We start from the raw sequence: 21,214 nt of genomic DNA, 5'->3' as shown, positions 1-21,214 counted from the left end.
GTCCCCGACGACGTCCTGCATGCCGTGGCCCGTATAGAAGCGCTGCTGGCGGCCACCTCGTGCGCGGCCACCGCCATTAGCGCGACCCACTCCAGAGAGGCAATCTCGTGCGACGACATGCAAGGATCCTGGCTTTCACCGCGACATCGGCGTTTCTCGTAGCAGGCGTGGAGGCCGCGGCCCCGGCCCGCGCGGTCGACATCGTCTCGGGCTCCGTCATCTACACGCGCACCGGCACCAACGGGCTGGTCATCACCAATCCCGACGGCTCCGGCTCGCACGCCTACCACCCGTCCGGGAACGGGCTGTCGGCGACGTCGCAGATCTTCGAGCCCGCGGTGTCGCCGGACGGCAGCCGCGTGGCCTTCGCCGACCTCGCCACCAACGCCATCTGGGTGGCGGGCATCGACGGCACGCAGCCGGTGCGGATCAGCAGCCCCGGACCCGGTGCGGTCGACAGCGAACCGTCCTGGACGCCCGACGGCAGGGAGGTCTTCTTCACCCGGCGGGCGGGCGGGGCACAGATCTTCTCGGGCTGGGCCGACGGACGCGGCGACACCTCGCTGTTCGCACCCACCGGCACCAACGACTCCCAACCCGCCATCGGCCCGGACGGCAGCGTGGCGTTCGTGCGCAACATCGGCGGCCAGGACAACGTCTTCATCTGGAGCTTCTCCGGCGTCCCGACGCAGTTCGCGGCCGGCAAGTCGCCGGCCTGGTCCCCCGACGGCACCAGGCTGGCGTACATCCGCAACGACACGCTGTTCGCGAAGACCATGGACGGCCAGGAAAGCCTGATCGGCACCAGCGGCGTCAAGGCCTCGCATCCGGCGTGGGCCCCGGACGGGTCCCACATCACCTTCGGCGGGTTCGCACCGGGCATCAGCTCGCGGATCTGGGTCATCGACTCCCACACCCTGACCGAGGCACCGATCTCAGACCCCGGCCCCGGCCTGGGCGACAGCGCGCCGACCTGGCAGACGATCCGCAAAACCACCGTCGACCGGGTCGGCGGCGCCGACCGCATCGACACCGCCGTGGACGCCTCGCGCCTGGGATACGACACCCCCAAGCCCGACGGCACCGGGCAGAACGGAGGCCGCGTCGCCAAGGCGGTCGTCCTGTCCCGCTCCGACACCTTCGCCGACGCCCTCGCCGGCTCGGCACTGGCCGGCCATCTCGGCGGCCCGCTGCTGCTGACCCCGACGGCGAGCCTGGACTCGCGCACCGCCGCCGAGATCCGCCGCGCGCTCCCGCCCGGCGGCACGGTGTTCGTGCTCGGAGACACCGTCGCGCTGTCGGCGAAGGTCGAAGCCCAGATCACCGGGCTCGGATACCAGGTGCGCCGCCTCGCCGGGCCCGACCGCTACGCCACAGCCACCCAGATCGCCGGCGCGATCAGCACGAAGCCGGACCGGATCCTGGTCGCCACCGGCAACAACTTCCCGGACGCACTGGCCGCCGGAGCCGCCGCGGGCGCCACGCCCGAAACCGTGGTGCTGCTCTCGAACGACACGGTGCTGCCGGCAGCCACCGCCGCGTATCTGACATCCCACGTCGGGCCGACCACCCAGCTGGTCGGAATCGGAGACCAGGGGGTCGCCGCGCTGCGGACGCGGTTCCCGGCCGACCGGGTTCAGTCCGCCGCCGGCCCCGACCGGTTCGCGACCGCCGCCGCCGTCGCCCAGACCTTCTTCACCGCCGGGAACGCGCCGCACGTCGTGGGCCTGGCGACCGGCTACAACTGGCCGGACGCACTGGCCGGCGGGGCCCTGGTCGGCGCCTCCGCCGGGCCGCTGCTGCTCTCGGCCAACTCGACGATCCCCGGGCCGGAGGCGGACTACGTGCGCACCGAAGCCGCGGCCATCAACCAGGTGGTCGTGAACGGCGACACCGGAGTCGTGTCGGCCAACGCGGCGGCGAGCCTGGCGAACATGGTGGGCGTGTCCGGGCAGTGGAACTTCTTCGACAACCGGAGCGCACCGGCGCTGCCGTAGTCGAGGAGCCAGCGGGGGCAGAGCGTCAAGTGCGTGCGCAACGCGAGTCTTGTCAGCCCTCAGAGCCCGGTGATGGTAAGCGTCAGGGCGAGGTCGAGACTGGGGAGGCCGGCCGGGCTGCTACAGGCCGCGAAGGCGGTGTTCAGGGCGGTGTACGTCTGAACCACGGAGTCTCCTGAGAACTCCCCGGAGCTGACTGTGCCGGTGAGGGTGATGACGGTGGTGGAGTTTCCGCGCACGATGGTCGCCGTGTAGGGGATCGTCGAGGACCGGCCGTCGTTCCAGGCGATCGTGTGCGTGCCGGCCAGGCTGATGATCTGCGTGCAGCTCACGGGCGCCACGACGGCCACGTCCAGCTCACCGGCTGTCGCGGCGGAGCCGACGGCCAGACAGCTGCCGGTCGGGCTGAAAGCGTCGATGACGTTCAGGTCCTCGTCGTTGGTCACGGTGGTGGAGCGGAGGGTGTTGGTCAGGCCGGGGCTGAAGGTGGCGTGGTCCCACCCGGTGCAGGAGATGGCGGTGACAGCAGAGTGGGCGGGTGCCGCCGCCACCAGGACCGACGTGCCCACGGCGATTGCCGGCACGGTGATCCATGACACGAGCCGTTTCCTGTCCACGGGTTCCTCCCAGGCCATCGAATAAGGATTCTGATTCAGCGCGAAACCCTAGTTCGTCCGCCTGCCCGGAGCAACGTCCGGAAAGCCACCGGCGTGCACTACCTGCCGCACCGAGGCCCAGCACCGCCGACGGCCCGGCCGAGGATCATCCCGGCCGGGCCGTCCGCCGTTCTCACTCCTTCCCGAGCGGCGAATCTCTCGAAGCTAGAAGCACGCGTGGATGTCGCTCGTCGACGAAGCCACCACCGTGTCCAGCAGCCCCGGCACGATCACGTGCACGGCGTTGACGGTCAGCGAGTGGTCGGTCGCGCTGTTGGTGGCGACCTGCTCGTTCAGGATCAGCTTGATCCCGAGCACGTTCACCGTGGTGTTCGGGCCCGGGTGCACGCTGATCGGAACCGCGATGCCGCCGACGGTGATCGACGCCACGGTCGCGTCACCGGCGCTGCCGCTGCACAGCGTGTGCGAGGTAGAGGTCACCGCGCCGATCTGGATCGCCGGCAGGCCGAGCAGTCCGATGCCGACGTGCTGTACCGAGGCGTTCGCCGTCGAGGAGTTCGGGCTGATCGCGGTCGACACGTTCGCGCACAGTGTGCCGGCGTTGATCAGGCCGCTGATGGTCACCACGCACGGCGGGTTGCTGCTGCTGGGAACCGTGGTCGACACCGGACCGGCTTCCGGGGTCGGGGTGATGCCGACCAGGCCCGAGGACGACAGGCCGAAGGCGTGGCCGGTCATCACCGTGAAGGCGACGCCGCCGCTGATCGAGGCCGAGGCCGGGAGGTAGTACGCGTCACCGGCGAACACCCCGCCGGCCGGGACGGTGGCGGCGTTCGGCTGGTTCACCGAAGCGATGGTGCAGGAGGCGTTGCCCGCGGCGTCGGTCGTCCCCGAGCAGCTCTGCGCCGAGGCGCCGCTGCCGAGCGTGAACGCGACCGTGCGGCCGGCGATCGGCGTGACGCCGTCCTCCTTCAGCGTCCCGGACAGGGTGTACGGCTGGCCGTTCGCGGCGTGCGCGCTGCCGGTGTAGACCAGCGTCGTCTCCTCACGGGTGACGGTGAACGGCGCGCCGGCGCTCGCCGGCTGGTCGCTCGCCGACCCGGCGAAACTCGCCGTGAGCATGTACGGGCCGGCGGCTTCGAGCGGCGTGATGGAGCAGGACGCCGATCCGTTGGCCGCTGTGGTGCCGGTGCAGGTCTCGGCGCCGTTCAGGGTGAACGTCACCGGGACGCCGACGATCGGGCCGGCGCTGTCGGTCAGCGTGCCGGACACCGTGACCGGATCGTTGAAGTCGCTGGTGGTCGAGGACGGGTTGATGGTGAGCGTGGCCACGCGCTTGATCCAGACCACGTTGACGGTGTTCGAGGCGATCGTGCCGGCCGGGTTGGTCGCCGAGGAGCCGACGACGTCGGTGCCGGTGGCCGCGCCGGGATAGCTGAAGTTCGCGTGCCCGGCGACATCGGTCACGGCACTGCCGGTCGTGCCGGCGTCCGGACCGCTGGCGACCGCGAAGTCGATCTGCGCGCCCTGCAACGGGTCGCCGCAGCTGTTCGCGAACGTCGCGGTGACGGTGGCCGAGGAGCCGACCGCGTCGGTCTGGGTCGGCGGCGCCAGGCTCAGCGTCGTGCCCGGGCACGGGATGCTGCCGATCGGGGCCCACTGCTGCGACTCGTTGCCCATTCCGCAGGAAGCGCCGTCGACGCCCTTGGTGTTCAGGATCTGACCGGCGTCCTGCAGGCTCGACACCTGGCCGTCGATGGAGAACTCCACGACCGGGAACACGCCGGATTGGGTGCAGTTTCCGGACCAGTTGGCGCCGTTCGGCCCGACGTCGGAGGTGTCGAAGCTGCCGTCGGCGGGGCACCCGCCGGACGGCCCGCTGATCGTCTGGGTGTCGATCAGCGAATCACCCGCGGCCAGCGGGACGTTCTTGTTCCAGAGATCGAACGTGCAGGTGCCGAAGTGCACCTTCACGTAGTCGACGTGCACCTGGATCCCGGTGTTGTTGATGAAGCGGATCGCGCCGCCGTCGAAGCTGCAGCTGCCGGAGCAGCCGTTGAAGACGACACCCGGTCCGCCCGACCACGGGGTCGGGAAGTGGTCGGGCGCCGGCCGCAGGTTGTCCGCGTAGCCGAGCTCGACAGAGACGTTCGCCGCCGCGTGCGCTTTGGCGACCGGGCCGACCGCCGCCGCGGCGAGCGTGAGCACCAGCATTCCGAGGAAGGCCAGCGCCCGGCGCAGGCTGTTTGAGGTTGCTGACATGTGCACCCCTTCTGTACCCGAGACGGAACCATTACGCGACGCGGTCGGCCGGGAGCACCCGGTGACGGCGCCGTGCGTCGGTGACCTTATTCGAGCTCTGATTCGCCGTCGCGCTGGCGCGCCGGGGGCGTCGAGTAGCGCGCCGGGGCAGGCCCACGCCACGGGCGGGGCATCACCTACTTGCCCGCGCCGTTCCTCACGACCTGAAGGGCGGCTACGGCGCGGCAACCGATTCCCGGCTGTTTCATCGTGTTTCACAGCCTCGGGCGAAGCGTATTGAATCCGGCCCCTGCGTATGCGCGTGACGGTCCTGAAACAACCGCTGTAACAACCGCGGCGTCATTGACCGGATACGGGGCGTGCGGCGAGCATCCGCTGTGTCAGTGCTCTTACGGCTCTTACGACGCCCCGGAAAGGGACCAGACATGCGCCGATCTGCTCGCACCGTCGCCGCCGCCTTCACCGCTGTGATCGCCGCCATCGCCGCACCCGCCGCCGCCGCGGCCGCGGCCGCGCCCGCCCGGAACGCCGGTGCGCCGACTTCCAACCCGTACGGGGACCCGCACCTGGTCTCCATGTTCGACGGCACGACCCTCACCGGGTGGACGCAGGCGCAGGCCGGGGAATGGTCCGTGGTCGGCGGCGCCATCCACGGCAACGGCACCGCCCGCGGCTGGATCTATTACAACGTGAAGCAGGCCGGCACCTTCCGTTGGATCTTCAACGTCCGCCAGGTCAGCGGGAACCACGCGCCGACCGTCCTGATCTGGGGCACGACCGCCCCGCTGCGCGACGCGCTCAGCGCGATCCAGTTCCAGCCGCCGAACGGCGGCCACTGGGACTACCGTCCGGGGCACAACAACGGCGGCGGCAGCGAGTTCAAACAGCTGCCGCACCCGAAGATCCCGGTCTCCGCGTGGGCCCAGTGCGAGCTCATCGCCGACCAGGCCACCGGCGTCGCCCGCATGGCCTGCTGCCCGCTGGCGCCGGGCGCGGCCACCTGCAAGGCGACCGAGGTGCTGGACTTCAAGGATCCGACAGCCGGCCGCGTCGGCCCGCTGGCGATCCAGGTCCACAACGCCGGGATCCACGACGAGTACCGGAGCCTGTATCTGGAATCACCGGTGGTGCAGAGCCCGGGCGCGTTCATCACGACGAAGTGAGCGGATCACGTCGCTACGAAGGCTGATACGCACGCCCGCCGAAGGCGGTCAAAGCCCCGGCGGCGGAGCGGTCGACGTGCCGACCATCAGCCGCACGGGCAGGACGCACCATCGCGGTGCGGCCTTGGCCGCGGACGCGGAGGTGTCGGTGGCCGCCCGCAGCAAAGCCATCGCCGTCCGACCCGCGCGGCCGAGCGGCGGGACGACCGTCGTCAGGCGCGGCGTGCCGGCGGCGGCCAGCGGGATGCCGTCGAAGCCGGCGACGCTGATCCGCCCCGGGACGTCGATCCGCAGTTCCCGCAGCCGCACCAGGGTGCCCAGGGCCATGAGATCGTTGAACGCGATGACCGCGGTGACGCCTTCGCGCAGCGCACGGTCGGCGATCCGGGCGCCGGAGGAGAAGTACGGCGGATACGGGCCGAGGTCGACGACGCGCAATCCCGCCGCGTGGCCGGACACCGCCAGGCCACGCCGGCGCTCGGCGTCGGCGAACGACGCCCGCGGGCCCCCGGCGTACCCGATCCGCCGATGACCCAGGGACACCAGGTGCGCCATCACGCGGCGCATGCCGTCCAGATAGTCGACCACGACCCCCGGCAGCCCCGGTGTCAGCCGGTTGAACAGCACGGTACGGCCGGGGATGCTCAGAGCTCGCAGACGGTCGTCGGACAGGCGGGACGAGAGCAGGACGAGGGAGTCCACCTGGCCGGCGATCATGCGGATCAGGTCGGCCTCGGCGGCGGGATCCTCTGCGGCGTCCAGGGACAGCACGTGCTGTCCGGCCGGGACCGACTCCGAGCGGATCCCGTACAGCACCGCCGGGTAGAACGGGTTCGCCAGGTCGGGGAGCACCGCGCCGACGAACCCGATGCGCCCGGCGGCCGGCGCCCTGACACCGGCCCCGGCCCCGGCGGAGCGCGGACGGCGCGAGGGGTAGCCCAGGCGGAGCGCCGTGTCCACGACCCGGTTGCGTGTGTGTTCCGCGACCAGGTGCGGGCTGTTCAGGGCCCGGGAGACGGTCGCGATCGACACCTCGGCCTGCCGGGCCACCTCCCGGATCGTCGACGCCATCCTCGGACCTTTCGCTCGTGGGCCTGCCGTGCCGTCCGTTCGTGAGCGCGCGATTGGCCTGACCATCATGCCCTGTGACGGCACGAATCAACCCCCGGTCGGCGATGTGCACGAGGAAACATCGGATGACTTGGTCAGCGGCGACGTGGTCACCGGGGCCGTAGCGCAAGGGCTTCTGGCCCTCGCCAGCCGGTGAAGCGCCTAAGGGGTCCGCCGCATCGTGGCCGACCTCATGGACCGCTTGGACGCCGAATCACGGTTCGAGGCCGGGATTAAGGCCGCCAAGAACGGCTGGCTTTAACCGGCGGACTGATCTCACACCCGGAAAAGGCGAGAAAAGGATTCCCGGCAGTAGAAGTCGAGCTGACGACTGCACCTCTCTGCGGCGCCGCTCGTGATGAAGGAGACGACGCCGTCGCGTTCAACCGCGTTCGACTGTCCAAGCGAGCCATCCGCTTTGTCTAGACAATGGACTGCGACATTGATTAGCTTCACGCCGAGACGATCACATTCGGCTTGCGTGAAGGCACCGGTGCACCGCGCCCTGAGAAAGGGGAAACCCGTGCAGGAATCGAGCACGCCGCAGGATCACGAGGCGACGTCGGCCGCCACGTTCGAGAACTGAGTCCAGAACGGGCCCGACCCTAGGCCACGGTGCGGTACACGCTGGTGACCATTCCCGCCCGACCGCCGCGCAAGCGGTCCTGATCGCCAGGAGGGACCCATGTCCGCCTACGTCGCCGCCGATGCGCCGTCCGCCATGCCGGTCACTGTCCCGCCGCTGCCCGACGTGTTACAGACCAACACCACTTTCACCCTGAAGATCCCGGCACGCTTCCCCCGCGTTGCCGACTCGGGGCGGTTCGACCGGATCCCGGCCCCGGAGGAGTTCGCGTTCGAGCACGTCGGCGAGGAGCCACGGCGCCTGGAAGCAGCACCGTTCGCATGAACACGGATCTGCCGCCGGACTCCCGCCGCGTTCTCGTCGTCGCGCCGGGATACATCCGGACCGGCGGCCGCGATGACGGCCAGGTGTTCTGGAACCCCGAGAGCGGGCACGAGATCAGGCTCGGCAAGGCTCTGGCCGAACTGGCGGCCCGGTTCGCGATGCCGTCCTCCGTGGACGTGGTGGTCGCCGCGATCCCCGGCGCCGCCCGCGAGTCCGCGCGGAACGCGGTGACCGCGTTGGAGGAGGCGGGGCTGCTCGTCGGCTACCGCACCGCCGCAGCCGCGGCGCCGACGCCGTCACCGGCGTCCACCGGCACCGGGTTGTTCGGCGCCCCGGTGCTGGACGCGCCGACGGCGCTGACCGGGAACACGACGGACGTGGTGGTCATCGGCATGCCGTACGACGTCGGCTCCACCCACCGTCCCGGCTCGCGCTTCGCCCCGGACGAGCTGCGGCAGACCAGCACGGCCCTGTTCCAGTACCGCTGCGACGCCGACGGACGGCCGCGCGGGCTGCACGACCCGCTGCGCGGCCGGGCCGTCCTCGACGGCGTCCGGATCGCCGACCTGGCGAACATCTCCCAGCCGGTGCACACCCGCAACGGCGATTCGTTGGAGGGCCTGCACCGGCTGGCGCGCTCGGCGTTCCAGGCCGGACGGTTCGTGCTGACGCTGGGCGGTGACCACTCGATCAGCCTGCCGCTGATCACCGCGGCGCTGGACGTTCACGGCCGGGTCGGGGTGCTGCACGTCGACGCGCACTCCGACTTCGCGACCCCGCGCACGGACGACTGGCGCCGCGACTGCCACCACGGCAACTTCATGAGCTGGGTGGTCGGGGACACCAGGCTCGGGGTGCTAGCGCAGTTCGGCATCCGCCAGCTCACCGAGTACGAGATCGAGCGGCCGGAGCACGTCCGCGTGTGGCCGGGGCGCACGGCAGTACTGACCGATCCCGACACCGTCCTGGCCGACCTGCCCATGGACATCCCGTACTACCTGACCGTCGACGCCGACGGCCTGGATCCGTCCGCACTGCCCGACACCGGCACACCGCTGCCCGGCGGTTTCGGCCACGCCGAACTCGTCGCGCTCCTGGAACACCTGGCCGCGCACCGGCGCCTGATCGGCATGGACTTCGTGGAGCTCATTCCGGGCGACCGGGAGACCTCGACGCTGACGGCGGCGGACTTGATCCTGCGCGTTCTCGACGCTGCGACCGCACCCCGCCGAAATGGCCGCGAACTGTGAATGCCCCGGCCCGCACGAGCAGACCGGGGCAGGTGCCGTGAGAGCGTCAGCTGACGGCCTCGGCAGCGTCCTTGATGAGGTCGGCCACGATCCTCGGGTGGCTGAGCATCGCGACGTGGGACGAGGTCGGCACCTCGACGATCTTGCGGGCGTTGGCGCGGGTGTACATCCAGCGCTCGCACGCCGGCGGGATCGCCTTGTCCCGGCCGGCGACCAGGCCCCAGACCGGGATCGTCTTCCAGGCCGCGGCGGTGGTCGGGTAGGTGAAGGAGGCGGCGTCGAACGGCCGCTGCGTGGCCTGGAGCACCCGGAAGGTCTCGGTGGGGATGTCGGCCGCGAAGGCTGCCTGGCCGTCCTTGCTCAGGTACAGGTCGGTGCCGGTGGTGCCGTCGGCCTTGGTGTACGGCACCGGCACGCTCACCGGGAGGACCTCGCTGCCGGGGAACTTGTTGATGAGGTCGCCCTGCGTCTCGCCGACGTCGGGCACGAACGCCGAGATGTAGACCAGTGCCTTGACGTTCGCCTTCCCGGCGGCGGCGTTGGTGATGACCGTTCCGCCCATGGAGTGCGCGACCAGCACGACCGGACCGGTGATCGAGTCCAGCAGGCTCGCGATGTACGGGGCGTCGGTCGGGATGCCGCGCAGCGGGTTCGCCCCGCAGATCGTGGTGTAGCCGCGGTGCTGGAGCTCCGCGATGGCGGCGTTCCAGCAGGACGAGTCGGCGTAGCCGCCGTGCACCAGAACGATCGTGGGCTTCACCTTCGGGCTCCCCTTCGCGGTGGTGGCCGGGGCCGCGGCCGCCGCCGTTCCTTCTTGACTGGCGGCCAGCGCCGCCGACCCAGCCAGCACCGCTCCGGCGGCCAGCACCTTGCGGCGGGACATTTCTGTACTCATGGGACTCCTCACACAGTGGATCGGTGTGGCATGCGATGGACACTAGGAGGAGGGCTTTCGGAGCGGCTTCCGTAATGTGACTTAGATTCGCGACGACGCTGATTGGCAGGCATACACCGGTCATTGCCCGGCACGCCGGGGTCCCGCTCTCAGCCGCGCGGTCGTCCACCTTATGTTCACCTTCGCCGACGCCGGGCCGCTGTTGCCTGCTATCAGGACCGTGAGCTGCGGCTATAGCCCATCGATATGGGCTATGACGGTGATAGCCGCCGTCTTTGTGAACTCTTCGCGCAACACCTTGTCCCGGCGCTGCCCCGCGTCTTCGATGTGCGGTGAGCCGCTCACTCCAGTCTGCGCAGACTGTCCCTCCCCACCCTGTCTTCGACGACGAGGAAGTTCGTCATGCCCCGATCCAGACCCCTGTTCCGAACCTCGGCGGCCGCGCTGGCCGTCGCCGCCGCGAGCGCGCTCGCTGGAGTGGCCAGTACCGCATCGGCCGCGACGGCTGCGCAGTCCATTGCGCGCGCCTCCTCCCCCGCCGGCACGAACCTGCTGCTCAACGGCGGCGCCGAGACCTCGCAGTGCAGCCCCGGCGGCTGGGAGGAGACCACCGTCCCCGGCTGGGGCCTCACCTCCGGCGACCCGGTCATCAACTGCTACAACTCCACGAACGGCGCGAACACCAGCACGCCGGGCGCGGACGGCACCGCCTACTTCCAGGGCGGCTCGCGCGGCTCGTCGGAGATGACGCAGACCACTGACGTCTCCAGCGCCGCGACCGCGATCGACGCCGGCGGAGTGCACTCGACGCTTTCCGCCCGCCTCGGTGGGGTCGCCGCCTACAACGACGCGGCGCAGGTCACCATCACGTACCGGGACGCCTCGGGCACCAGCCTGGGCACCTCCTCGATCGGCCCGGTGCTCGCTGCCGACCGCAACAGCACGACCTCGTTCGTCGCCAAGTCCGCCACGGCCTCCGTCCCGGTCGGGACTCGGTCGATCACCACCACGGTCGACTTCACCATGACCGGCACGCAGAACGACGGCATGGCCGACGACCTGGCGCTGAGCCTGGACACCGCCGCGAGCGCCCCGACGCTGAGCGTCCCGGCGTCCACGGTCCCGGGCTACGACCACGTGTTCGTCGTGATGATGGAGAACAACAACTACTCGGCGTCCTCCAACACGGTCGACGGCGGCGCCGGCATCATCGGCGACTCGGCCGCGCCGTACATCAACAACACGCTGGTCCCGATGGGCTCGCTGCTGACGAACTACCACGGCAACACGCACAGCTCGGACCCGAACTACGAGGCGATCGCGTTCGGCAACTCCTTCGGCCGCAGCAACCACAGCACGCCAGGCGCCGACTGCATCACCGATCCGACGTGCGCCGCGACGAACAACGGGCTCGACTATTACCTCGACGGGGCCGGGAAGACCTGGAAGCAGTACGTCCAGTCGCAGACCAGCAACTGTCAGACCTCGAACTCGGGTAACTACGAGAGCGACGACGTGCCGTTCTACTACGACCCGAAGATGCAGAGCGACAACGCCTACTGCCAGGCGCACTGGCAGCCGCTACCGCAGCTGATGAACACGGATCTGGCGTCGACCGCGACGACGCCGAACTTCGTCTGGGCCGACGCCGACTCCTGCTACGACATGGAGGGCTGCGGGATCGCCTCCGGCGACACCTGGCTGAGCCAGAACCTGCCGACGATCTTCAACTCGCCGGCGTGGACGCAGCAGAAGTCGCTGCTGGTCCTGACCTGGGACGAGGACGGGGCCAACTCCCCCGGCGGGTTCGGGCCGGGGCAGAGCAACCAGGTCGCGACGATCGTGATCGGGTCGCAGGGCACGGTGAAGGCCGGGTACCAGGACCCGAGCCGGTACGACCACTACAGCACGGCGCGGGTGATCGAGGGGGCGCTCGGGCTGACGTCGTCGATGACCAACAATGACAAGTGGGCAACGCCTTACAACGAGGTCTTCACCAACGGCGCTCCGGGGAACACGGTCACGGTGACCAACCCGGGCGCACAGAGCTCGACCGCTGGTACCGCGATCAGCCCGCTGCAGATTCAGGCGAGCGACTCGGCTGGCGGGCAGACCTTGAGTTACGCGGCGAGCGGCCTGCCGGCTGGGCTCTCGCTGAACGCCTCGACCGGCGTCATCAGCGGGACTCCGACGACGGCTGGGACTGGCGCTGTGGCGGTGACCGTCACCGACGGCACCGGGGCTTCCGGGCGGGCGGGCTTCAGCTGGGCGGTCGCTGCCAACCCGAACGCGTACAGCGTTCCGATCGTGAATCCGGGTGCTGAGACAGGGTCCTGCCAGAGCTCGATCGGGACCGGGACGCCGGCTCAGGGTTGGACGTTGAAGAACAAGCCGCAGCAGGTTTGCTATGGCGCGTCCGGCGGCTTCCCGACGGCTGCCGAGGGGCCACAGCCGACCGGGGTCGGCGGGAAGGCTTTCTTTGACGGCGGGAGCACTGCGACGGCTTCGATGTCGCAGACGGTGAGCGTCAGCGGGCAGGCGTCGCGGATCGCCAGCGGCACGTTGCCGTACAGCCTGTCGGCGTGGATCGGTGGCTATTCGACGCAGGGCGACAACGCGGGGCTGGTCGCGACGTTCCTCAACGCCTCGGGTACGTCGCTGGGCACTGCGACACTCGCGCCGGTCACGGCGGCGCAGCGGGGCAACCAGACCGAGCTGGTGGAGGAGACGGCGACTGGCACGGTGCCGGTCGGGACCAGCAGCGTGACGTTCACTGTGAACTACACGCGGCAGGCTGGGACCGGCGATGACGGGTACGTCGACAACATCGCGATGAGCTTCGGCTGACGAGCACCGGATGACCGGATGGGCCGGCGCGCGGGAGTGAATCCACACGCCGGCCCATCCGGGCTTTCCGCCTTACGCGCTCAGGGCCTCGGCTCCGCTGGTTCTCGCGCGGGCAGCCCGCGCAGCAGCTGGCGCGAGTGAGAGGTTGGGGCGCTGCGGACGGCGTGCGGGGTGCGGCGTGCGGGGTGCGGGGTGCGGGGTGCGGCGTGTAGAGGATCGCGGCGCGAGGGCCGGGAGGCTACTTACCAGCCCCCGTGACAGCGAGCGCCGTGGTCCAGTTCGTCGCTATGGCCTGTTGGGCGGCGGCCAGGGTGACCTTGTGGTCGCAGACGGCTTTGTGCAGGGCGTTCTCGACCGTGTCCTTCGGGTTGGGGAGGGAGCCGGGCTCTATCCACAGGTTCCTGGGGTCGTTGCTGCCGCCGAGTTCGAGGGAGACCAGGTGGTCGAGCTCTGACGTGGTGCTGTCCGGGACGCCGTAGGCGCCGTACAGGTCGCGCTTGACCTTGTCGGTGGCTGATGCCGGAGGGCGGATCTTGGTGGTGTAGCCGGTGACGCAGATGGTCGAGTCGATGTTGTTCTGCGTGACGGTGTCCTCGACGGTGCCCGGGGTGCACGCGGGGTCGGGCCGGTACGTCGTGGGAGTGCTGCCGGTCATGTGGCAGTGCATGCCGGCGGCGGGCATGGTGACGGTGCCGGGCGCCAGCCGGGTCCGGGCCAGAGGCGAGGTGCCGCCACCCTGCGCCGCGGTGGTGGGGGCGCTGCTGGATTTACCGCCGGAATTGGCGCCGCCGGCACGGAGTTGGCTGCTGCAACCGGCGCACCAGAACATCAACGCGGCAGCCGCGGCGGCCAGAAGCCAGGTCCCTCTCCGGGAGGCACGAGCAGCCGACGCAGTGGTCGCAGTGCTCGTAGATGGTCGCGGGGATGTCACAGGTTGCGGATTCACAACTGCATTTACCCACGTATGCCCTCAACAAGCGATGGCGAGGTTGTGAACAAACATCGACCGGCATCGCCGAACACCGGACGTAATCAGTACCCTGACGCTAGGCTGGCCGCAGCGCGGATCCAAGCGGCGGGGACGGCCCAAGTGGGGTGGCCGTCCCCGCTTTCGCGAACACGTTGGTCAGCGCGCCGTGCGGCAGACCCGATCGCGGACCGCGGCTGATCAGCCCACTGCGATCCCCTCGCCGCCAGCCCCGCCGGCCACCGTGACCGAACCGATCGCGGTCAGCGAGCCGTCGGGCGCGACCGAGTACTCGTCCACGATGCCCTTGGCACCGGTCTGCACGTACAGGTTGTGGCCGGCGGCCGCGGCGTCGACGGTGCCCCCGTCGGTGGCGGTGTTGCCGAGGCCGGTCAGGGCGCCGCCCCGGCCGAGGCGGATGCCGGTCTCGGTGGCGCTGCCGGCGTTGGAGGCGAACAGCAGGTCGCCGTCGCGGGCTATCCAGCAGCTCGCGGCCTGGCCGGTGGCGTAGGAGGACTGCTGCGTCAGCGTGCCGTCGGCGGCGACGCGGTAGCTCACGACCGCGCCGGCGCCGGCCTGCACGAGGGCGATCTCGTGGCGGCCGGTGGCGACGAAGGCGAAGGGCACGGTGCCGGGGAACGAGTTGACGGTCGGGCTCTGTGCCGGGGTGCCGTCGAAGCCGAGGCGGTAGACGAGCACGTCGTTGCTCGCGGCCTTGGTGGTCACGACCAGCTGCCGGCCGTCGCCGGTGAAGCCGACCTGGCCCGGGGTGTGGGTGAACTGCGGTGTCCCGGTGGCGTCCAGGCCGAGCGGACGGTTCCAGTCCTTCCGGAGCTCAAGGCGGCCGTCCGAGACCCGGTAGCCCTGAATGTTCGCGCCGTTCTCGGCGTTCAGCACGTAGACGACGTCTCCGTGCACTGCGACGCTGACCGGGAACGCACCGCCGGAGGAGACGACCTGGCTCAGCGTGAGCCCGGCACCGTGGACGGCGAACACCGAGACCGTGTTACTGCCCGCGTTGACCGCGTAGAGCAGATGGTGCGCGGCATCGTAGGTGAGCGCGCCCTGCGAGGCGGTGTGGTCGACAGCGCTGCCGGTGAGGATGCCGCCGAGACCGCCGGTGTTGTAGGTGTGGGCCAGGGTCAGAGTGCCGTCGGCGGCGCGGTGGTAGGAGGCCACCTGGTTGCCCGCGATGTTGTCGGTCTGGACGAAGACAGCGTCGGAGCCGTTGACGGTGTGAGCGGCGACGGCAGGGGCCGAGGCAGCGTCCGAGGTGGCCGCGTTCGCCGGGGCGGCGGTCAGCGCGATGGCCGCGCCGCCGAAGGTGAGGGCTGCTATGGACAGGCTCGTGCGACGGGAAATCTTGGACATGACGGGATGCACTCCTCGTTCGCGGTTCATACAGATGCGGCGGACTCAGGTCCGCACACATGTGCAGTTCCGTTTCCGGGCCAGGCGTTACAGGCCGCCGACTTGAGAGTCCTTACAAGTCGAGGAACTGATCATGGAACCGGGCCGGAACGGGCTACTGTTTCCATCGCCAGACCGCAGACCGCAGACCGCAGACCGCAGCCGCAGGGAGTCGTCGTGGGGGATCCGTCCCGGCTACCGCCGGACGCCGAGCTCGTCGCGCGGTTGCGCGTCGGGGACGAGGCGGCGTTCCGCTTGGTGGTGGACGCGTGGTCGCCGTCGATGCTGCGGTTGGCGCGCTCGTTCGTCTCGACCGGGGACTCCGCCGAAGAGGTCGTGCAGGAGTCCTGGCTCGGGGTCATCCAGGGACTCGGCCGCTTCGAGAGCCGCTCGTCGCTGAAGACGTGGGTGTTCCGGATCCTGGTCAACATTGCCAAGGGACGCGGCGTCAAGGAGAGCCGGACGCTGCCGTTCAGCAGCCTGATCCCGGAGGACGAGGGACCGTCGGTGGATCCGTCACGCTTCCGGCCGGACACCGATGCGTATCCGGGGCACTGGAATCCGGGCGAGAAGCCGCAGGCGTGGGCGTTGCCGGAGAGCGAGGCGCTGCACGGCGAGGTGCGGCGGGTCGTCGGCGAGGCGCTGGCGGCGCTGCCGGATCGGCATCGGGTCGTGGTGACGCTGCGGGACGTGGAGGGCTACACCTCCGACGAGGTCTGCCACCTGCTGAACATCTCGCCGGGGAACCAGCGGGTGATCCTGCATCGAGCGCGGGCCGCGGTGCGAACGCGGTTGGAGACGTACTTCGCCCCGGTCGAGCCACAACGGCACAGCGGCACGAGCAGCCGGCCGAGGCGTTCCGGGCGGCACGGGGCCGAGGCTGCGAGGCCGACGCTCCGAGACTGCGGCCGGGGCTGAACCGCGTTCACTCCCCCCGGTGGAACCCGCGGAAGGCAGTGAGGAGCTTGTCGCGCGCCTCGCCGGATATGGACTCCGCAGGCAGCTCACCGAGGGTGTCGATGGTCTGGCGGAACTGCGCGAGGTAGGTCTCGCAGCCGTCGCAGGCGGTCAGGTGCTCGACGAAGCGCGCTTCGTCGGCGTCGGGGAGGGCACCTTCGAGGAAGTCCGTGACCAGTTCTACGAACTCGTCGCAGTCCATGGGGTCTCCTCCCGAGTCGGCGGCCGTTCCACCATTGGATCACGCCGACCCGGGAGCATGCGAGGCCGCGAGCGAAAGCATCAGGACGTAGTCAGCGGGGCGCCGACTGCCTTGAGTAGTTAGTTGTACGGGCGGCTGACCATCAGCGGGTGCATGGCGCCGTCCGTTGTGTCGTAGGCCCCGGACACCGTGAGCGTGCCGTCGTCCGCGACCGCGCCGTAGGGCGAGTCGAACACGCCGAGCGCCGGCAGGTTCAGATCGGTCCAGGTCCGGCCGTCGTACGCCTCGCCGTAGGGCGCGCCGGTGTTCCGCGTGTAGCCGATGAACGCGGTGCCTGAACGCGTCTTGGCGATGGCGAAGATCTCGCCGGTGCCGGGAGCCGCGATCTGAGTCCAGCAGTGTCCGTCGAAGTGCTCGACCAGCGGGCCGGAGGCGGTGCCGCTGTCGCCGGCGGCCCAGACGTCGTTCGGGCCGTCGGCCGCGATCGTGTCGAACTCGGAGCCGCCGGTGGCCGTCGGCAGGTTCGGCACCTGGGACCAGGTCTTGCCATCGAAGTGCAGGATCACCGACTGCTGGTTCAGGGAGCCGGCCGCCCACACGTCGTTCGGGCCGCTCGCGCTGATCGAGGACAGGTAGGTGGCGGCGGGGTCGACGGGCAGCTTGACCGCCTGCCAGGACGATCCGTCCCAGTGCTCGATCACGCTCTCGCCGGTGGACACGTTCCCGTCGAGCCGCTGCACGGCGCCGACGGCCCACGCGTCGTGCTGATTCAGGGTGCTGACACCGAGCAGACTGGCCGCGAGCGTGTCGGAGGGCACCGGGGCCGACGCGGTCTTCCAGGCATGGCCGTCCCAGTGCTCGGTGAAGATCGGGGCGCCGTAGACGACAGGGTTGCCGGAGTCGTTGTCCCCGACGACCCACACGTCGTCCTTGCCGTGCGCGGAGATGGCGTTCACGCGCGAGCTCACCGTGTCGCCCGGCGTCACCACACGCTGCCAGCCCCGGCCGGTGCGGTCGTCGCGGGAGAGCACCACCGGATTGAGCCGCTCGGTCTTGCCGCCGGTCGACGTCACCTCGAATCCGGCGGCCCACGTGACGTGCGGCGCGACGGCCGTCAGCGCGGCGATGTTGCCGGACGGGATCGGTACCGGCTCCTGCTGCCATCCGGCTGCGGCCTGCGCGCCGCCGGCCGTCATCACGGCCAGCGCTCCCGCTGCAGCCAGCGCCGATAGCGACCTGGTCTTAGAGAACATGGTCATTCACCTCCGCGTCCGGAGACGACGAAGTGCCGCCTCCAGTGATACCAGAGGCGACAGGGCCTTGATTCGTTACTGTTCGCCGGTCAGGGCTTGATCATCGCTGTGAAGCGATGTGTGGATGACGGTTTCGGACGTCAGCGTCCGGTGCACCGGGCACTTGTCCGCGATCTCCAGAAGCCGCGCCCGCTGTTCCTGCGTCAGCGGACCCTCAAGCTGGACCACGCGATCGATGCGGTCTATGAATCCGGCGGTGCTTTCGCACTCCTCGCAGTCCTTGGCGTGGATCCGGTCGTGGCGCAAGGCGACCGTCACCTTCTCCAGCGGCAGGCTCTTGCGGTCCGCGTACATCCGCAAGGTCATCGAGGTGCAGGCGCCCAATGCGGCGAGCAGGAGATCGTAGGGGTTCGGGCCGGTGTCGCCGCCGATCGGCACCGGTTCGTCGGCGACGAGGTGGTGGCGTCCGGCGGTGATCAGTTGTTGCAGGGCCCCGGTTCCGGTCTCGGTGACGATTACCGCAGTGTCCTGCGGCACTTCGAAGTTGGTCTGTTGCGCTTCAGCGACAGAATCCTTCGAATCCTTCGAAGGCAGGTAGCGCGAGGCCCACGCCGCGAGCACCAACGCCGCGTACTCCGCGTCAGGGCGGCGGGTCAGCAGGTGGTCGGCGCCGTCCAGGGAGACGAACGACTTCGGATGCCGCGCGGTGTCGAAGATCTGCCGGGCGTTGTCGACGCCGACCACCTCGTCCTGCGGGGAGTGCATGACCAGTAGCGCGGCCTTCAGGTCGCGGATGCGTTCGGCCTGCGGCTGGTCGGCGATGTCGGCGAGGAAGCTGCGGCGGACGCAGAAGTCGCGGCCGCCGAGCGAGACCGTCGCCTCGCCCTCGCGCTCGATGGTGTCGCGGGCGTCGCGCAGCAGGTGTGCGACGTGCGAGGGGTCGGCCGGCGCGCCGATCGTCGCCACGGCGCGTACTTCAGGGACCAGGTGCCGGGCCGCCAGGACCGCCGCGCCGCCGAGAGAGTGGCCGACGAGCAGGCTCGGGGCGGCGTGCTCGGCGCGCAGGTAGTCGGCCGCGGCGACCAGGTCCTGCACGTTGGAACTGAAGCCGGTGTTGCCGAAGTCGCCGCCGGACTGGCCCAACCCGGTGAAGTCGAAGCGCAGGACGGCGATGCCGTGGTCGGTCAGGGCCCGGGCGATGCGGGAGGCCGCGACGGCGTCCTTGCCGCAGGTGAAGCAGTGGGCGAAGATCGCGTACGCGCGAGGCTCGGCGCCGTCGGGAAGCTCCAGACGGGCGGCCAGGGCGGTGTCGCCGCCGCCGGTGAAGGTGACCTTGAGCGAGGTGGGCATGGGGTCAAGCATCCCCGACGCACCCACCCTTGCCGAATCCCCCCTCCTGCCCTTGTTCTCTCACGCGCTGCTCACGGGCTCCCTTCGCGCCACCCCCGCAGTTCTGTGACGCAAGTGACTGGTGTGACTGAATGGACGCAATGGACGGACCTTTACTCCTTCTTGACATCTTTGACCCGATCATTCCTCGACCGCTCCAGCGGTCGGCGCTAGGTTCCGTCGCAGTGGGTTCAGAGACCTGACATCAAGTCACTGATCCCGCTGCTCCGCCGGGTGGACCATCCCGCTCCGCCCGGATTCCCCCACAGTCGCCACCAGTCCGCGGGCCCCACCCCTGCCCGCGTGCTTCCAGGTGCGACGGAATGGAGTACTGGGAAATGAGTGAACGGAACCTCGCCCCGCGCCGGCTTCGCCGGAGCATGGCCGTGGTCGGCGCCCTCGCGCTGGCCGCAGGCCTGGCCGCCCTGGGCGGCGGGACGGCATCGGCCGCGGCGGCACACACCGCCGCCCCGGCCAAGCACCACAAGCCGCAGCCGCACGGCCGGTTCGGCATCGTCCCGATGCGGTCGACGTCGACAGCGTCGACGGCCTCTCGGGTCCACACCTTCTCGTCGCCCCGGTCCGGCGGCACCGGCGGTCCGCTGAACTACGGCGGCGGCCCCGTCCAGCACAACGTCCAGGTGTACCTCGTCTTCTGGGGTTCCCAGTGGGACAGTGACTCCAACGGCGTCCAGAGCTACATGCAGAACCTGTTCAGCGGCCTGGGCACCAGCTCGGACTCCTGGTCGACGGTCACCAGCCAGTACACCGACAACTCCGGCTCGGGCCCGACCTTCGGCGGCGCCGTCCTGGCCGGCACCTGGGTGGACGACGGCAACGCGGCCCCGCAGTCCGCAGCCCAGTCGGACATCGCCGCCGAGGCAGAGAACGGCGTGTCGCACTTCGGGATCACCCCGACCGGCGACACCCAGATCGTGGTGCTGAGCCCCTCCGGCACCAACCCCGACGGCTTCCCGAACTCCGGCTTCTGCGCCTGGCACGACTACGACGGCACGGTGTCCTACACCAACATGCCGTACGTCCTGGACGCCGGCAGCAGCTGCGGCGCGAACAGCGTCTCCAGCCAGCTCGACGGCTTCAGCATCGTAGAAGGCCACGAATACGCCGAATCAGCCACCGACCCCCAGCCCTCCTCAGGCTGGGTAGCCAGCGACGGCGAAGAAAACGGCGACCTGTGCGCCTGGTACAACCTCGGCTCGATCAGCCTCTCCACCGGCAGCTTCGCCATGCAGCCGACGTGGAGCAACGCAGCCAACGGCTGCGCGATGTCGGGCTGAGGAACCAACGGTCACCAAACGGATGCCTGATCCGACGCGGGTCAGCTTCCTGAAGTGAGAAACGCCAGAGCCGGTCCCCGTCCGCGCGGGGGCCGGCCCTGCGCTATCGGCGCGCACGACCGCGCCAGCGCCCAGCGCCCGGCCGCAGCGGCACAGCTGCCAAGCCGGTAGTCGGAGCTGAGACTTCGGGGGCGACGGGCCAGCGTGGCCGACCACGCGGTGAGGGGGTCCGAAGGACCATGCGGGGTGTTGGTTCTGGGTCCCTCGCCGCGTCGGCGGGCGAAGCCAACCTGCCCGGTTTGGTGGTGTCCAGCCGGACGAGGCAGCACCACAGCAACAGCGATGCGGCTTGACGCCACCAAACCGGGCTGGTTCCGTAAGGCGACGACGTGGCGAGGGGCACAGAACCCTGGTGACCACAAGCAGCGACCGCCGGCAAGCAGCGCGACGCAGGCAACAGCGTAAAGGGAGCCGACCAGTCGCGGGCCGCCGCCAGACAGCAGGTCGCACGGGTCGCCCCCTCGCTGTAGAGCGCCCGCCGGAGGCCTCAAGGTGCCCACCACGCACGACGATTGCCGCCTACGACATGCGCAGTGACTCGGACCGCCGCGCGGTCTTGCCCACGAAAACCGCCAGCCGCCAGCGCAGCCTGGTGTGCGAGTCGATCATGCCGGCATTTTGTTATGG

General features: G+C 70.0%; 16 protein-coding genes. 7 read left to right on the top strand and 9 right to left on the bottom strand.

Going from position 1 to position 21,214, the window contains the following annotated elements; all coding sequences use genetic code 11:
- The first annotated feature begins 167 nt into the window (after window positions 1-167).
- A complete protein-coding gene (locus ABH935_RS24375) occupies window positions 168-1,997 on the top strand; it encodes a cell wall-binding repeat-containing protein (protein ID WP_370380234.1) in 1,830 nt (609 codons plus the stop codon).
- A 59-nt stretch (window positions 1,998-2,056) separates the two neighbouring features.
- On the opposite strand, the gene ABH935_RS24370 is transcribed toward ABH935_RS24375, so the two are convergent.
- Together ABH935_RS24370 and ABH935_RS24365 are read right to left on the bottom strand one after the other, a co-directional pair.
- Window positions 2,057-2,596 carry a hypothetical protein gene (locus ABH935_RS24370; protein WP_370380233.1) on the bottom strand — a complete coding sequence of 180 codons (540 nt, stop codon included), beginning with the start codon at window positions 2,594-2,596 and terminating at the stop codon, window positions 2,057-2,059.
- Window positions 2,597-2,818: 222 nt separating this feature from the next.
- Complete coding sequence (locus ABH935_RS24365) at window positions 2,819-4,876, bottom strand: choice-of-anchor P family protein (protein ID WP_370380232.1); 2,058 nt, start codon at window positions 4,874-4,876, stop codon at window positions 2,819-2,821.
- A gap of 425 nt (window positions 4,877-5,301) precedes the next feature.
- Here ABH935_RS24365 and ABH935_RS24360 point away from each other — a divergent pair, with 425 nt between their 5' ends.
- Window positions 5,302-6,039, top strand: a complete 738-nt coding sequence (locus ABH935_RS24360) for a family 16 glycoside hydrolase (RefSeq protein ID WP_370380231.1) — start codon at window positions 5,302-5,304, stop codon at window positions 6,037-6,039.
- 48 nt (window positions 6,040-6,087) lie between these two features.
- Here ABH935_RS24360 and ABH935_RS24355 read toward each other — a convergent pair whose 3' ends face one another.
- Window positions 6,088-7,110 carry a LacI family DNA-binding transcriptional regulator gene (locus ABH935_RS24355; protein ID WP_370380230.1) on the bottom strand — a complete coding sequence of 341 codons (1,023 nt, stop codon included), beginning with the start codon at window positions 7,108-7,110 and terminating at the stop codon, window positions 6,088-6,090.
- Window positions 7,111-7,834: 724 nt separating this feature from the next.
- On the opposite strand from ABH935_RS24355, the gene ABH935_RS24350 reads away from it, so the two are divergent.
- Both ABH935_RS24350 and ABH935_RS24345 read left to right on the top strand, forming a co-directional pair.
- Complete coding sequence (locus tag ABH935_RS24350; RefSeq protein ID WP_370380229.1) at window positions 7,835-8,059, top strand: hypothetical protein; 225 nt, start codon at window positions 7,835-7,837, stop codon at window positions 8,057-8,059.
- Complete coding sequence (locus ABH935_RS24345; RefSeq protein WP_370380228.1) at window positions 8,056-9,309, top strand: arginase family protein; 1,254 nt, start codon at window positions 8,056-8,058, stop codon at window positions 9,307-9,309. Before ABH935_RS24350 ends, ABH935_RS24345 begins: the two co-directional genes overlap by 4 nt.
- A 46-nt stretch (window positions 9,310-9,355) precedes the next feature.
- On the opposite strand, the gene ABH935_RS24340 is transcribed toward ABH935_RS24345, so the two are convergent.
- Window positions 9,356-10,204, bottom strand: coding sequence for an alpha/beta fold hydrolase (locus ABH935_RS24340; RefSeq protein ID WP_370380227.1), 849 nt, complete (start codon window positions 10,202-10,204; stop codon window positions 9,356-9,358).
- A gap of 402 nt (window positions 10,205-10,606) precedes the next feature.
- Here ABH935_RS24340 and ABH935_RS24335 point away from each other — a divergent pair, with 402 nt between their 5' ends.
- The gene (locus ABH935_RS24335; protein ID WP_370380226.1) at window positions 10,607-13,051 is read left to right on the top strand and encodes a putative Ig domain-containing protein; all 2,445 of its coding nucleotides are present in this window, start codon (window positions 10,607-10,609) and stop codon (window positions 13,049-13,051) included.
- A gap of 238 nt (window positions 13,052-13,289) precedes the next feature.
- On the opposite strand, the gene ABH935_RS24330 is transcribed toward ABH935_RS24335, so the two are convergent.
- Complete coding sequence (locus ABH935_RS24330; RefSeq protein ID WP_370380322.1) at window positions 13,290-13,880, bottom strand: hypothetical protein; 591 nt, start codon at window positions 13,878-13,880, stop codon at window positions 13,290-13,292.
- Window positions 13,881-14,219: 339 nt separating this feature from the next.
- Window positions 14,220-15,389, bottom strand: coding sequence for a lactonase family protein (locus ABH935_RS24325; protein WP_370380225.1), 1,170 nt, complete (start codon window positions 15,387-15,389; stop codon window positions 14,220-14,222).
- Between the two features lie 216 nt (window positions 15,390-15,605).
- Here ABH935_RS24325 and ABH935_RS24320 point away from each other — a divergent pair, with 216 nt between their 5' ends.
- Window positions 15,606-16,346: an RNA polymerase sigma factor gene (locus ABH935_RS24320; RefSeq protein ID WP_370380224.1), complete on the top strand. Its 741-nt coding sequence runs from the start codon at window positions 15,606-15,608 to the stop codon at window positions 16,344-16,346.
- A 7-nt stretch (window positions 16,347-16,353) separates the two neighbouring features.
- Here ABH935_RS24320 and ABH935_RS24315 read toward each other — a convergent pair whose 3' ends face one another.
- From ABH935_RS24315 to ABH935_RS24305, 3 genes are all read right to left on the bottom strand, one after another.
- Window positions 16,354-16,587, bottom strand: coding sequence for an anti-sigma factor (locus ABH935_RS24315; RefSeq protein ID WP_370380223.1), 234 nt, complete (start codon window positions 16,585-16,587; stop codon window positions 16,354-16,356).
- A gap of 119 nt (window positions 16,588-16,706) precedes the next feature.
- Window positions 16,707-17,840 (bottom strand): hypothetical protein, encoded by a 1,134-nt coding sequence (locus ABH935_RS24310; RefSeq protein WP_370380222.1) that lies wholly within the window; start codon window positions 17,838-17,840, stop codon window positions 16,707-16,709.
- Between the two features lie 75 nt (window positions 17,841-17,915).
- A complete protein-coding gene (locus ABH935_RS24305; protein WP_370380221.1) occupies window positions 17,916-19,190 on the bottom strand; it encodes an alpha/beta fold hydrolase in 1,275 nt (424 codons plus the stop codon).
- Between the two features lie 377 nt (window positions 19,191-19,567).
- Between ABH935_RS24305 and ABH935_RS24300 the strand changes: the two genes are divergently transcribed.
- Window positions 19,568-20,527, top strand: a complete 960-nt coding sequence (locus tag ABH935_RS24300) for a hypothetical protein (protein ID WP_370380220.1) — start codon at window positions 19,568-19,570, stop codon at window positions 20,525-20,527.
- Window positions 20,528-21,214 lie beyond the last annotated feature (687 nt).

Origin of the sequence: Catenulispora sp. GAS73, assembly GCF_041262085.1 — a bacterium.
Taxonomy (GTDB): Bacteria; Actinomycetota; Actinomycetes; order Streptomycetales; family Catenulisporaceae; genus Catenulispora.
This window is presented reverse-complemented; position numbering and strand designations above follow the sequence as displayed.